At 46.2% G+C, this 12576-nt stretch carries 11 protein-coding genes, 1 tRNA gene and 3 pseudogenes; 3 read left to right on the forward strand and 12 right to left on the reverse strand.

The window, feature by feature from the left end:
• Positions 1-42: 42 nt before the first annotated feature.
• From ACESTK_RS03900 to ACESTK_RS03920, 5 genes are all read right to left on the reverse strand, one after another.
• A complete protein-coding gene (locus tag ACESTK_RS03900) occupies positions 43-2157 on the reverse strand; it encodes a glutamine synthetase III (protein ID WP_373118785.1) in 2115 nt (704 codons plus the stop codon).
• Positions 2158-2356: 199 nt separating this feature from the next.
• Positions 2357-3256: a diacylglycerol kinase family protein gene (locus tag ACESTK_RS03905; RefSeq protein WP_334285775.1), complete on the reverse strand. Its 900-nt coding sequence runs from the start codon at positions 3254-3256 to the stop codon at positions 2357-2359.
• A gap of 200 nt (positions 3257-3456) precedes the next feature.
• On the reverse strand, positions 3457-4236 hold the full coding sequence (gene trpA, locus ACESTK_RS03910; protein ID WP_373118787.1) for a tryptophan synthase subunit alpha: 780 nt from the start codon (positions 4234-4236) through the stop codon (positions 3457-3459).
• Positions 4229-5413, reverse strand: coding sequence for a tryptophan synthase subunit beta (trpB, locus tag ACESTK_RS03915; protein WP_118578365.1), 1185 nt, complete (start codon positions 5411-5413; stop codon positions 4229-4231). Before trpB ends, trpA begins: the two co-directional genes overlap by 8 nt.
• Before the next feature lie 54 nt (positions 5414-5467).
• The gene (locus ACESTK_RS03920; protein WP_373118789.1) at positions 5468-6118 is read right to left on the reverse strand and encodes a phosphoribosylanthranilate isomerase; all 651 of its coding nucleotides are present in this window, start codon (positions 6116-6118) and stop codon (positions 5468-5470) included.
• Positions 6119-6221: 103 nt separating this feature from the next.
• On the opposite strand from ACESTK_RS03920, the pseudogene ACESTK_RS03925 reads away from it, so the two are divergent.
• Positions 6222-6266 (forward strand): annotated as a pseudogene (locus ACESTK_RS03925) (hypothetical protein); the annotation flags it as partial.
• On the opposite strand, the pseudogene ACESTK_RS03930 reads toward ACESTK_RS03925, so the two are convergent.
• The 4 genes and pseudogenes from ACESTK_RS03930 to ACESTK_RS03945 all read right to left on the reverse strand — a co-directional run.
• Positions 6246-6323: pseudogene (locus tag ACESTK_RS03930) on the reverse strand (DUF6783 domain-containing protein); the annotation flags it as partial. The pseudogenes ACESTK_RS03925 and ACESTK_RS03930 overlap by 21 nt on opposite strands.
• A 28-nt stretch (positions 6324-6351) precedes the next feature.
• The gene (trpC, locus tag ACESTK_RS03935; RefSeq protein ID WP_373118791.1) at positions 6352-7149 is read right to left on the reverse strand and encodes an indole-3-glycerol phosphate synthase TrpC; all 798 of its coding nucleotides are present in this window, start codon (positions 7147-7149) and stop codon (positions 6352-6354) included.
• 142 nt (positions 7150-7291) lie between these two features.
• The gene (trpD, locus tag ACESTK_RS03940) at positions 7292-8305 is read right to left on the reverse strand and encodes an anthranilate phosphoribosyltransferase (protein ID WP_373118794.1); all 1014 of its coding nucleotides are present in this window, start codon (positions 8303-8305) and stop codon (positions 7292-7294) included.
• A 38-nt stretch (positions 8306-8343) separates the two neighbouring features.
• Positions 8344-8496 (reverse strand): DUF6783 domain-containing protein, encoded by a 153-nt coding sequence (locus ACESTK_RS03945; protein ID WP_306467785.1) that lies wholly within the window; start codon positions 8494-8496, stop codon positions 8344-8346.
• Here ACESTK_RS03945 and ACESTK_RS03950 point away from each other — a divergent pair.
• Positions 8434-8580, forward strand: a pseudogene (locus tag ACESTK_RS03950) (DUF6783 domain-containing protein); the annotation flags it as partial. The gene ACESTK_RS03945 and the pseudogene ACESTK_RS03950 sit on opposite strands and share 63 nt — an antisense overlap.
• Here ACESTK_RS03950 and ACESTK_RS03955 read toward each other — a convergent pair.
• The 3 genes from ACESTK_RS03955 to rhaD form a co-directional block, all read right to left on the reverse strand.
• Positions 8514-9083: an aminodeoxychorismate/anthranilate synthase component II gene (locus ACESTK_RS03955; RefSeq protein ID WP_173719753.1), complete on the reverse strand. Its 570-nt coding sequence runs from the start codon at positions 9081-9083 to the stop codon at positions 8514-8516. The pseudogene ACESTK_RS03950 and the gene ACESTK_RS03955 sit on opposite strands and share 67 nt — an antisense overlap.
• Positions 9080-10606, reverse strand: coding sequence for an anthranilate synthase component I (gene trpE, locus ACESTK_RS03960; protein WP_173719752.1), 1527 nt, complete (start codon positions 10604-10606; stop codon positions 9080-9082). Before trpE ends, ACESTK_RS03955 begins: the two co-directional genes overlap by 4 nt.
• A 599-nt stretch (positions 10607-11205) precedes the next feature.
• Positions 11206-12039, reverse strand: a complete 834-nt coding sequence (gene rhaD, locus ACESTK_RS03965) for a rhamnulose-1-phosphate aldolase (RefSeq protein WP_118578371.1) — start codon at positions 12037-12039, stop codon at positions 11206-11208.
• Between the two features lie 445 nt (positions 12040-12484).
• On the opposite strand from rhaD, the gene ACESTK_RS03970 reads away from it, so the two are divergent.
• Positions 12485-12557, forward strand: a tRNA-Val gene (locus ACESTK_RS03970).
• Positions 12558-12576: the final 19 nt, after the last annotated feature.

A 12576-nucleotide genomic window follows, 5' to 3' on the forward strand; every position in this document is an offset into this window, starting at 1 on the left:
TTAATAGAAAAGAGGACTGCGGCTGCAGTCCTCCTGATCACTTTACGGCTCAAACACCAGATCTCCATAAGATGGCATCGGCCACATATCTTTATCCACTAACATTTCCAGTTCGTCAACCGGCTCTCTTAATTTCTCCATTGCCGGAACCAGTTTCTCTCTGCAGAACACTGCCCTGTCACGTCCTTCCGGATGCGTCTCGATCTGATCTACCAGCTTGCTCAGCTTATTCATGGTACTGTTCACTTCTTTCAGAAGCTTGCTTGCTTTCTTCAGAAGATCCATCTGAACGCTCACGTCAATTGGTCCAACTGCCTTCACCTGATTGATGGACTCTGCCAGTACAGTTGTATACTTGATAACTGCCGGAATGATCTGCTTGGTTGCCATGTCCACCATGGTTTTCGCTTCGATGTTAATTGCTTTCGCATAAATCTCATACTGGATCTCCGCTCTGGACTCCAGCTCAGTCTTTGTAAATACTCCAAATTCTCCGAACAGTTCTACAGCCTTATCTGTAGTAAGTGCCGGAATGGCATCTACCATAGATGGCAGAACAGGAAGTCCGCGGCGGCGTGCCTCTTTTTCCCATTCAGGAGCGTAGCCATTGCCGTTAAATACGATTCTCTGATGCTGGGTAGCATATTCCTTGATCAGATCATGGACTGCCAGATCAAAGTCTTCTGCGCTCTCCAGAGCATCGCAGGCTTCCTTAAACGCCTCAGCAGTAATGGTATTCAGCACCACATTGCATGCGGAAATGGAATCCTTGGAACCAACCATACGAAACTCGAATTTATTGCCGGTAAAAGCAAAGGGTGAAGTACGGTTACGGTCTGTAGCATCCTTCATGAAATCCGGAAGCGTCTTAACGCCTGTATCCATTTTCTCCCCGGTCTTACTTCTTGTAGCAGTACCAGTGCTGATCAGCTGCTCCAGCACATCCTCAAGCTGCTCTCCAAGGAAAACCGAAATAACAGCTGGCGGAGCCTCATGACCGCCAAGGCGCTTGTCATTTCCAACATCTGCAGCGGACTCACGAAGAAGATCTGCATGCTTGTCAACTGCTTTCAGGATACAGGTCAGAACCAGAAGGAACTGAATGTTCTCATGTGGTGTCTTACCCGGCTCCAGAAGATTGATTCCGTCATCAGTAGTCAGGGACCAGTTATTGTGCTTACCGGAACCATTCAAGCCTGCAAAAGGTTTCTCGTGAAGCAGACAGCGCATGCCGTGACGACTTGCCACCTTTTTCAGGATACGCATCATGATCTGGTTGTGATCTGCTGCAATATTAACAGGTGCATAGATCGGCGCAAGCTCATGCTGTGCCGGTGCAACCTCATTGTGCTGGGTCTTGGCTGTAACTCCCAGCTTCCAGCACTCTTCATTTACTTCTTTCATATATGCGGAAACTCTCTGACGGATGGTTCCGAAATAATGGTCATCCATCTCCTGTCCTTTCGGAGGCATGGCTCCGAAAAGAGTGCGTCCGGTGTAAACCAGATCCTTTCTCTGCATATATTTCTCTTTATCAACAAGGAAATACTCCTGCTCTGCACCAACAGATGGTGTCACCCGTTTGGAGGTCGTATTTCCGAAAAGTCTGAGAAGTCTTAACGCCTGTGTATTGATGGCTTCCATAGAACGAAGAAGCGGTGTCTTCTGATCCAGCGCTTCTCCTGTATAGGAACAGAAAGCGGTAGGAATGCATAAGGTTCCACCTGCTGCATCATGTCTTACAAAAGCCGGTGAGGTACAATCCCATGTTGTATAGCCTCTTGCCTCAAAGGTGGCACGAAGTCCGCCAGATGGAAAAGAAGATGCATCCGGCTCTCCCTTGATCAGCTCTTTACCGGAAAAGCTCTGAAGGACTTTTCCATTCTCCATAGGTGCGGTGATAAATGCATCGTGCTTCTCTGCAGTTACGCCTGTAAGGGGCTGAAACCAGTGACTGTAATGAGTGGCACCCTTCTCGATGGCCCATTCCTTCATCTCGTGGGCAACCACATCTGCAACCTCCATGGAAAGCTCCTTGCCCTCTTCAATGGTTTTCTTCAGCTCTTTGTAAACCTTCTTCGGCAGACGGTCCTGCATGACGGAATCATTGAATACATCACATCCGAATAATTCCTTCACATTAACATAATCTCCCATTGTTCCTCTCCTCTCGTTCATCTCGCTGCTTATTTCCCCAGGCTGCCATTTATCTGCGGTACCTTCTCTCCATAAACAACGATTCATCACACATTACTGGTTCTTATTTTTTCACATGTAAGCACTCAATGCTTTCACAGGTGCAAGGCAAAAAACGCGCAATAATTCTCTCTGATGATACCAGCCGGTCTCACCCTGTTTACTTGTCGCTCTTCAGGCAAAGGTTCAGTGCCTGCTGCAGGTTCTCAATCTCTACCAGCCTTGGGCTTCCGCCGTATTCTCCGTCCAGCGTCCATGCTACTTCTTCCTCTGCTTCAACTGTAAGCTTCCGGGCCTTGAAAGAATAGATCAGGTCAGAATTGTCCTCCATGTTGAGAAGATTCCGGACAATCTCCTGCATTTCCAGCGGATTCTTAGGCTGTACGATCAAAGTGACCTCAAAAAGGCCGTCGTTCATATCCACATCCTTGGTCAGGTTCTTAAATCCGCCCACAGATCTGGAATTGGTGACCATGCCGTAGATAAAATTATCTTCGATCACACCATTCTCTGTTGTCACTTTCATATGGTAAGCCTTGATATCCAGAAGTCTCTTGGCACCTTCCAGTACATAAGCAAGATGGCCTAGAATGTTCTTCAGATCCTGACTTGTCTCATAAGACACATCTGTAAAAAGACCAAAAGCAGCTACATAGGCAAAAGTCTGGCTGTTAAATCTGCCTACGTCGCATCTGTAAATCTCTTCCTTCATGATCATAGATGCCGCATCCAGCATATTTTTCGGCATAAAAAGGCTGTTGGCAAAGTCATTGGTGCTTCCTGCCGGTATGTATCCGACCGGAACCTTGCTTCCCACCTCGGTAATTCCTGTAACCACTTCATCCAGCGTGCCGTCACCGCCGCTGCAGACGATCAGATCCACCTTGTCTGCATATTTCTTCACCTGTTCATAGGCATCCTTCGGGGCCTGAGTTGCGCGGATGATCACCTCATAACCGCCTTTATTAAAGATATCTACTATATCCATCAGAGATGTCTTGATCTTGCCCTTCCCTGCTTTGGGATTAAAAATAAATACCAGTTTTTTCTCCAACTTCATTCCTCTTTTTCATTACCATTTATTTTACACATAAAATTAATTCACATATGATACTATAAAAAAAAGAGGGCAAAATGTCAACGCTTTTGCCCTCTTTTATAGTCTTTTTAGAATTATAACAAGCTAAATTTTTTTGGTCTGTTCTGCTTATTTTTTGAAAAACTGAAGCATTTCTTTTCCATTTTTTATATTCTGCCTGCTTAAGCCTCACGCACAGCGTCCTTCATGGACTTTACATAGTCCTTTACATATGGGACGCAGTTTTCTCCATGTGCGGCACAAATTTTCACAATGGCGGAGCCTACAATCGCACCGTCGGACTGGGCAGCCATTTTCTTTGCCTGCTCCGGGGTGGAGATGCCGAAGCCCACTGCACATGGAATGTCCTTTGCAGCTTTTACCAGCTTCACCATCGCTCCGATATCAGTGGTGATCCGGGTTCTGGTTCCGGTTACGCCAAGGGAGGAAACGCAGTATACGAAGCCATTTGCCTCTTTTGCAATCCGGGTGATCCGGTCGTGGGATGTGGGGGCGATCAGGGAAATCAGCTCCAGACCATACTGTTTGCAGACCACATCGAACTCCTCTTTTTCCTCAAAAGGTACATCAGGAAGAATCAGTCCATCCATTCCGATTTCTGCTGCTTTCCTGATGAAACGCTCTGTTCCATAGGAAAAAACAACGTTTGCGTAAGTCATAAATACCATTGGGATACTGGTTTTTTTACGGATTTTTACCACCATGTCAAAGATCTTGTCTGTGGTTACTCCGCCGCTCAGTGCACGCACATTGGCTTCCTGGATCACAGGACCTTCTGCTGTCGGGTCGGAAAACGGGATTCCAAGCTCAATAAGGTCTGCACCTGCTTCCTCCATTGCATAGACAAGCTGCTCGGTGATCTCCAGAGATGGATCTCCGCAGGTGATAAATGGGATAAATGCTTTTCCTTTTGCAAATGCTTCTGAAATTCGGTTACTCATGGATATCCTCCCCTCTGTATCTTGCGATTGCTGCACAGTCTTTGTCGCCCCGGCCGGAAATAGTGATAACTACGCACTGATCCTTGCCCATCTGCGGCACGATTTTTCTTGCATAGGCAACAGCGTGGGCGCTTTCAATGGCAGGAATGATTCCTTCTGTTTTGGAAAGATATTCAAAGGCTTCTACTGCTTCTTCATCTGTTACAGGTACATACTGGGCACGGCCAGTGTCGTAAAGGTGGGCATGTTCCGGTCCGATTCCCGGATAATCCAGTCCTGCGGAAATAGAGTAAACCGGCGCGATCTGTCCGTACTCGTCCTGGCAGAAATAGGATTTCATTCCATGGAAGATTCCAAGTCTGCCAGTGGCAATGGTGGCTGCGGTCTCTGCAGTATTTACGCCACGGCCTGCTGCCTCGCAGCCGATCAGCTGTACATCTTTGTCTTCAATAAAGTGGTAAAAGGTTCCGATGGCATTGGAGCCGCCGCCTACACAGGCAAGGACTGCATCTGGAAGCCTGCCTTCTTTTTCCAGCATCTGTTCTTTGATTTCTTTGGAGATAACTGCCTGGAAATCGCGGACAATGGTTGGGAAAGGGTGAGGGCCCATAACGGAGCCCAGTACATAATGGGTATCTGCTATACGGTTGGTCCATTCACGCATGGTCTCGGATACGGCATCTTTCAGGGTGGCAGTTCCGGAGGTTACAGGATGAACTTTTGCTCCAAGGAGACGCATCTTATATACATTTAATGCCTGGCGCTCGGTGTCTTCTTTTCCCATGAATACCTCGCATTCCATTCCCATAAGAGCTGCTGCTGTGGCTGTGGCTACACCGTGCTGTCCGGCTCCGGTTTCCGCGATGACACGGGTTTTGCCCATTTTTTTTGCAAGAAGCACCTGACCTAAGACATTGTTGATCTTGTGGGCGCCGGTGTGGTTTAAGTCTTCTCTTTTTAGATAAACCTTTGCGCCGCCAAGGTCTTCGGTCATGTGAGCTGCGTAGTAGAGGCGGGATGGTCTTCCTGCATATTCATTTAAAAGTTCTGTAAGCTCCCGGTTGAATTCCGGGTCGTCTTTATAGTGGTTGTAGGCTTCTTCCAGTTCGATCACTGCGTTCATCAGGGTTTCGGGGATATACTGGCCGCCGTGGATTCCAAATCTTCCGTTTGACATAGCGTTGTTTCCTTTCGTTTCGCTGTTTTGTATATGAATTACTTTCTTCACTCTTCACTCTAAATCTGTTTCTCGCTCTTTTCTGTATGCTTCCAGTGTATTAATCTGCTTCAGCATACGGGCAATCTGCTGTATTTTTGCCCGGTCTTTTCTTCCATCGGTTTCCAGGCTGCTGCTCAGGTCTACAGCCCATGGGTGTAAGGTTCCGATGGCGCTGCGGAGGTTTTCGGGACCGATTCCTCCGGCAAGGAAGAATGGGCGGCGGACTGGGGGAACCAGGGTCCAGTCGAAGGGTTCGCCGGTGCCTCCTGCGCCTTGATCTAAAAGGATGTAGTCGGCAGGGCTTCGAAGGGCCCGCTGTACATCTTCGGGTGTTTTTATGGAAAAGGCCTTGATGACAGGCTTTCCAGTCATATTCTGGATTTTTTCGATGTAGTCTTCGTCTTCATCCCCGTGAAGCTGGGCTGCCCATAGGGTGCCATCTCTTAATAAGGAAATGGGGAGTTCCGGGGCAGCGTTTACGAATACACCTACGGGAAGGATTTCCTTGTCCAGTCCCTTAACCAGGACTTTGACCTGTTCTGCCGTAAGGCTTCGTCTTCTTCCTGGAACTTCAATTATGAATCCCGCAAAATCCGGTTTTGCTCCATTTACAGCTTCAATATCCTCTTTGCAGGTCAGGCCGCAAATTTTTAATTTTGCCATACTGTTTCGTTCCTTTTCATTAATTTTTTATTTTCCAACTATTTTATCAGCACATTATACATCTCCGATTGCCAGAGCGTGTTTGAAAAAGGCTTTCTGCAAGATGTGCGTCACAATTTGTGGGAGATTTTGCCCGGATGAGGACGCCGTAGTTGGCTACGGCAACCGAATTCGGGTGAAATATACCGCAAAGTGGGACGTGCATGGAATATCACTTATCACCATGGATCAGCTCAGACAATCCCTGCATTTAATGCCCCAAGTGCCGCTTTTTTGTCAGGGCTGCGCATTAAGGTCTCCCCGATCAGGACTGCATCTACTTGGTTTTCATATAATATACGGATATCCTCCGCTGTCTTAATACCACTTTCGGAAACAAACACCGTATCAGCCGGTGCCATGTTCCGCAGTCTGATACTGTTTCCCATATCAACGGTAAAATCATGGAGATTCCGGTTGTTCACTCCCACGATTTTTGCTCCAAGATTCAAAGCACGGTCCACTTCCCACTGATCATGAGCTTCTACCAGAGCATCCAGTCCCAGCTCCTGTGCCAGTTCCCCAAAGGCTTTTAACTGGCTATTATTAAGAATCGCACAAATCAGAAGTACAGCGGAAGCCCCAAATGCTTTTGCCTGGTAGAGCATGTACTCATCTACTGTAAAATCCTTTCGAAGCACCGGAATATTCACTGCCTGGGAAATTTCCTGCAAATACCTGTCAGCGCCCCGGAAATAAAAGGGCTCTGTGAGGCAGGAGATTGCAGAAGCACCGGCCTGCTCATATTCCTTTGCAATGTCCAGATAAGGAAAATCTGGTGCGATCAATCCTTTTGAAGGAGACGCTTTTTTTACTTCACAGATGTAAGACATTCCCGGCTTTTTTAATGCCTCCAGAAAAGAGATTTTTTTTTCGGCATGTTTCGCCAGATTGGAATTCTGCTGTGAGATAAGTTCCCTTAATGGGACTTTAAATTTTTCCTCCGCAATACGCTCTTTTGTGCGCGCTGCTATCTCGTTTAAAATACTCATTCTATCTCCTGTAAAACTCTCTGTGATGTCATTCTCTCTTGTCGTCATCTTTATCCAAATGAGTTATATTGTTATTTTTTTCAGTACTATTTTGTTTTGTGATGTGATTATTGTTATTTTTGTTATTATTTGTGTTTATTTTTCACTCCTGATTACTCTTTTGTATAAATTCTTCCAGTTTCTTCAGGGCAGCCCCGCTGTCGATCAGCTGCTCTGCCATCTTCACTCCTGCTTCAATGGAAGCTGCTTTGCCTGCAATATAAAGTGCGGCACCAGCATTCAGGCAAACTGCATGACGCTTCGCACCTGTCTCTTTGCTTTCCAGAATTGCTTTTGTGATTTCGGCGTTCTCCTGCGGGGTTCCTCCCTGAAGCTCCTCTTTTGTGCAGCGCTCATAGCCAAACTGCTCCGGAGTGAGTACATAGGATGTAAATTTGCCATCTTTGATCTCGCATACAGAAGTCGGTGCACTCATGGAGATTTCATCCAGACTGTCCTGTCCGAAGACAACCATTCCTCTTGTTACTCCAAGATTTGCCATGACCTGCGCAAGAGGCTCAACAAGGGCTTCATCATAAACACCCATCAGTTCCATATTGGCGCCAGCCGGGTTGCTTAACGGTCCAAGAATATTAAATACAGTACGGATTCCCAGCTCTTTACGGATTGGAGCCACATACTTCATTGCAATGTGATAGTTCTGTGCAAACAGGAAGCAGATTCCGATTTTTTCCAGAAGTTCCTGGCTTTTTTCCGGTGGAATTGTGATCTTAACGCCCAGAGCTTCCAGCACATCTGCGGCTCCTGATTTTGAAGAAGCAGCTCTGTTTCCATGCTTTGCTACCGGTACACCTCCTGCTGCGATCACAAGGGAGGCAGTAGTGGAAATGTTAAAGGAATTGGAGCCGTCTCCACCAGTACCTACGATTTCCAGTACATCCATGTTATGAAGCAGCTTGATGCAGTGTGCTCTCATGCCTGCCGCGGAAGCGGTAATCTCATCAATAGTTTCCCCTTTCAACGCCAGAGCAGTCAGATAGGCTGACATTTGTACCGGAGTAGCTTTTCCGCTCATAATCTCGTCCATTACCTCTTCTGCTTCCAGATAGGTTAAGTTCTGTTTCTTCGATAATTTGATAATACTTTCTCTGATCATTTTTTCTGCTCCTCTCTGATGTTGTCCTTTATAAATTGTCAAATCTGACTTGCGCTTCCAGAGCGTGTTTGAAAAATCATTCCCGCAATCTGCACGCCCCACTTTGCGGTATATTTTGCCCGAATTCGGTTTCCGTAGCCCGCTACGGCTCCCTCATCCGGACAAAATCTCCCACAAATTGTGACGCACATCTTGCAGAAAGCCTTTTTCAAACACGCTCTAGAAAATTCTCAATCATCTTCCTTCCATCGGGAGTCATAACAGACTCCGGATGAAACTGCACACCGTAAACCGGATATTCCTTATGCTCCACTGCCATGATTTCTCCATCTTCTGCTCTGGCTGTCACAACCAGCTCCTCCGGAAGAGTCTCTTCTATTGCTGCCAGGGAATGATATCTTGCTGCCGGGAACTTTTCCGGAAGTCCTTTAAACAGGACATTGGAACCGCACTGGATCATCTCATCTCTTTTCCCATGCTTCAGTTCTTTTGCATAGGAAACCACTCCGCCAAAGGCTTCGCAGATGCTCTGATGTCCCAGACACACACCCAGAATTGGGATTTTTCCAGCGAACTCTTTGATCACCGGAATACAGATGCCTGCCTCCTCCGGTCTTCCAGGACCCGGGGAAAGAACAATTGCTTCTGGTATCAACTTCTCTATTTCTCCCAGGGAAATTTCGTCATTTCGAACCACCTGAATATCCGGATTAACGGACCCGATCAGCTGATACAGGTTATAGGAAAAGCTGTCGTAATTATCAATCAGTAAAATCATTCTAATCCCTCCTCTGCCTGGCTGATGGCCCTTACCACCGCTCTTGCCTTATTCTGGCACTCTTCAAATTCTTTTTCCGGTACGCTGTCTGCCACGATTCCGGCTCCCGACCGGATACAGATTTCATCTTTTTTCTTATATACCAGACGGATTGCAATGCACACATCCAGATTTCCTGTGAAATCCACATATCCGATTGCACCGCCGTAAATGCCTCTCTTGCTTTGTTCCAGTTCCTGAATGATCTGGCAGGCACGGAATTTCGGTGCCCCTGAAAGGGTTCCTGCAGGTAAGATGGCATCCACCGCGTCTATGGCATCTTTACCCTTTTTGATGGTTCCTGTTACTGTGGAGCCCAGGTGCATGACACAGGAATAACGTTCCACAGTCAGATATTTTTCTACTTTTACGCTGCCAAGCTCACTGATTTTTCCAATATCGTTTCTTCCCAGATCCACAAGCATGTTGTGCTCGGCAAGCTCTTTTTCATCCTGAAGAAGATCCGCTTCCAGTGCTTTGTCCTCTTCCGGTGTTTTTCCTCGCGGCCTTGTTCCTGCCAGTGGGAAAGTGCTTAACTTGCCATGATCTAATTTCACCAGTGTCTCCGGGGAGGCACCTGCGATTTCAATGTCATCACTGGAAAAATAGAACATGTAGGGGGATGGGTTGGTAGCTCTCAGAACACGGTAAGTATCAAACAGGCTGCCCTCTGCTTTTGCCCTCATGGGGTTTGACAAAACCACCTGGAAAATATCGCCCTCGTGGATATAATGCTTCGCCGTTTCCACCATCTGGCAATATTTTTCTTTAGCGAACTGAGGCTGGATTTCAGATTTAAGCCTGATCGGAGGAAAGATTTTTTTCTCACCCTTTTTGATCAGCTCTGTCATTTCTTCCAGTTTTTCACAGGCCTGTTTATAGGACTTTTCCAGATCATCTGTCATCACACCTGTAATAAGAAGAACCTTCTGACGGTAGTGGTCGAATGCGATCACATCATTAAACAGCATCAGATCCAGATCCCGGAAATCCTGCTGTTCCTTATCTTTTAGTTCCAGCTTGGGCTCACTGTATTTGATGTAATCGTAGGAGAAGTAACCTACCAGACCGCCGGTAAATGTGGGCATATCGTCCATAACCGGACTTTTGTACTGACTGATGATTTCACGGATGGCATCGCCTGGATGGGCAACCTGTCGAACCTCTTCTGTACTGCTTTCTGTACTGCTTTCTGCAGCATTGCCGCTTCTACCAAAAGTTTCCGTCTTACTGGTTTTTCGAATTCGCAGGATTCCGTCTGTACAGGTGATTTCCATGGAAGGGTCATATCCCAGAAAAGAATACCTGCCCCACGCTTCGCTCTGGCTGGCGCTTTCCAGCAGATAGCAGTGATGACTTGCCTTTTGCAGAATCCGCATCATCTCTACTGGTGTGTAGCTGTCTGCGTATAACTCTTTGCAGATTGGAATTCTTTTGTAATCTCCTGCTGCCATTTCCCTGATCTTATCAAATGTTGGATACATAGAACACCTCCCGATTTATTTCCTGAACAGTGCACGCGCCGCATCCTCGCAGAGCGTTTTTAGGTGTAACAGGAACATTACGGAGTAATTTTCTAGTACACAAAAAACCCGTCCAGGACAGAATTTCCATATCTGTCAAGGACGGGTCTGAATATTCACCCGCGGTGCCACCTTGCTTCACGATAAAATCGTGCTCTTAACGGAATACCATCATATTCCTGACAACTGACGTATGTCCTACGTCGCATAATACTTGGCTTCTGCAGAATCTACTTTCATGCTTCAATCAGATATGTCTGCAATTCTCTGCATTTGTTCTGCCTTTCCATGCGCCCTCAGCGGCCCATTTAACAAACTGCCTTACCGCCCGGCTCTCAGCCTCCCGGACTCTCTGTGGGTGCACGATTGTTTTTATTCCCGCTTCATCGGTTTAGTTCGTTGAATCGAATTTTTATTTAAAATAGCATACAGGCAATGAATTGTCAAGCAATTTTTTCATATTTTATAAACATTTATTAAAATTGATTTCCTCTAACGTAAAAAATCTGCCTGTGAATTTTCTCATCACAGACAGATCTCACATTATTATATTAATTTACTTACTGCTCTTTTTCATAAAGAAATTCTTCCGGTAAAGTAACATGAAAGTCTTTGGCTACTGCGCGGAAATCATCAGGAGTAATGGTCTGAAGCTTACGCGGTGCCATGGACATTACCTTCACCAGGATTTCCGCAGACTTCTCTACTGTATGGAGAAGGCCAAAGGTCAGGTCAAAGTCCTCACCGGAGCAGAACATTCCATGATGTGCCCAGATAACAACGTCATATTTCTTCATCAGCTCAGCTGTTTTTACTGCAATTTCTCTTCCGCCTGGTACCATCCAGCCTACAACGCCTACGCCATCCGGGAAAACAACCGGGCATTCTGTTGCAGACTCCCACAGCTCTCTTGTAAATACCTTGTCGTCCAGTGGAAGGACAAAGGTTAATGCGATGGTGTTGGTTGTATGTGCGTGATAAATAACACGATGTCTGCCGTTTGTAAGCTTCTTTTTTACCTCATGATTCATAAGGTGGGTTGGAAGCTCGCTGGTTGGGCGGCCGCCTTCTACCAGTCCCCAGCGGATCCTGTAATTAACACCCTTGTCATCCAGTTCAATGATTGCAAGACAGGCTTCCGGGTCAACTGCTATGTTTCTGAAATATTTGCCGCTTCCGGTTACCAGGAAAAACTCTCCTGCAAGTCCCGGCACCTCTGTGCCGATAGGCTGCCACTCGCCTGGTGCATTCAGACGGGGACGGATCATTTCTACTTCTTCTGCTTTCAGACGATAGCTTAAGTTTCCACCGTTTCTCTCATGCCAGCCCTGCTGGAAACCATCGTCCGCCATTTTGATAAAGCCCTTCATAAATTTGGAATCTAAAATCTTCATACCATCTTCTCCTCTTTTATTTTTCGTATCGCCAACTGACGTTTCCTAATAGGAAAAACAATTGTCAGCTGATCGCAATTATGGTCTCAGGGCGTGTTTGTGAGCCCTTTCTTATGAGACCATACGAATACGCTGCGTCCGTTCTTTTTCTTCTTACAGGTATCCGGTATGCTTTTGTTTGCTCTTCTTGTTTACAGACTCAGTATAACACCAATTCTCATTTTGGAAAGAACCTTACTTGCCAAATTGTTTTCCGCTTTTTGCAAATAAGGACCCAAAATAAAAATTTCTGTTTCTAGAGCCTTTTTTTCCAATAAAATAGTAAAAAAATATAATTCTAAATTTTTTGAAAAAAAGTAAAAAAAGTTGTTGACAATTTGCGACAGTTGATAGTATAATAGCAAAGCGAGCTGCGGGAGAGAAATAAATTTCACAGTTTGTATATGGGGTCTTAGCTCAGCTGGGAGAGCATCTGCCTTACAAGCAGAGGGTCACAGGTTCGAGCCCTGTAGGCCCCATACTTATGAAATGAATATG

This window comes from Ruminococcus sp. Marseille-P328 (genome assembly GCF_964249465.1).
Taxonomy (GTDB): domain Bacteria; phylum Bacillota; class Clostridia; order Lachnospirales; family Lachnospiraceae; genus Blautia_A; species Blautia_A faecis.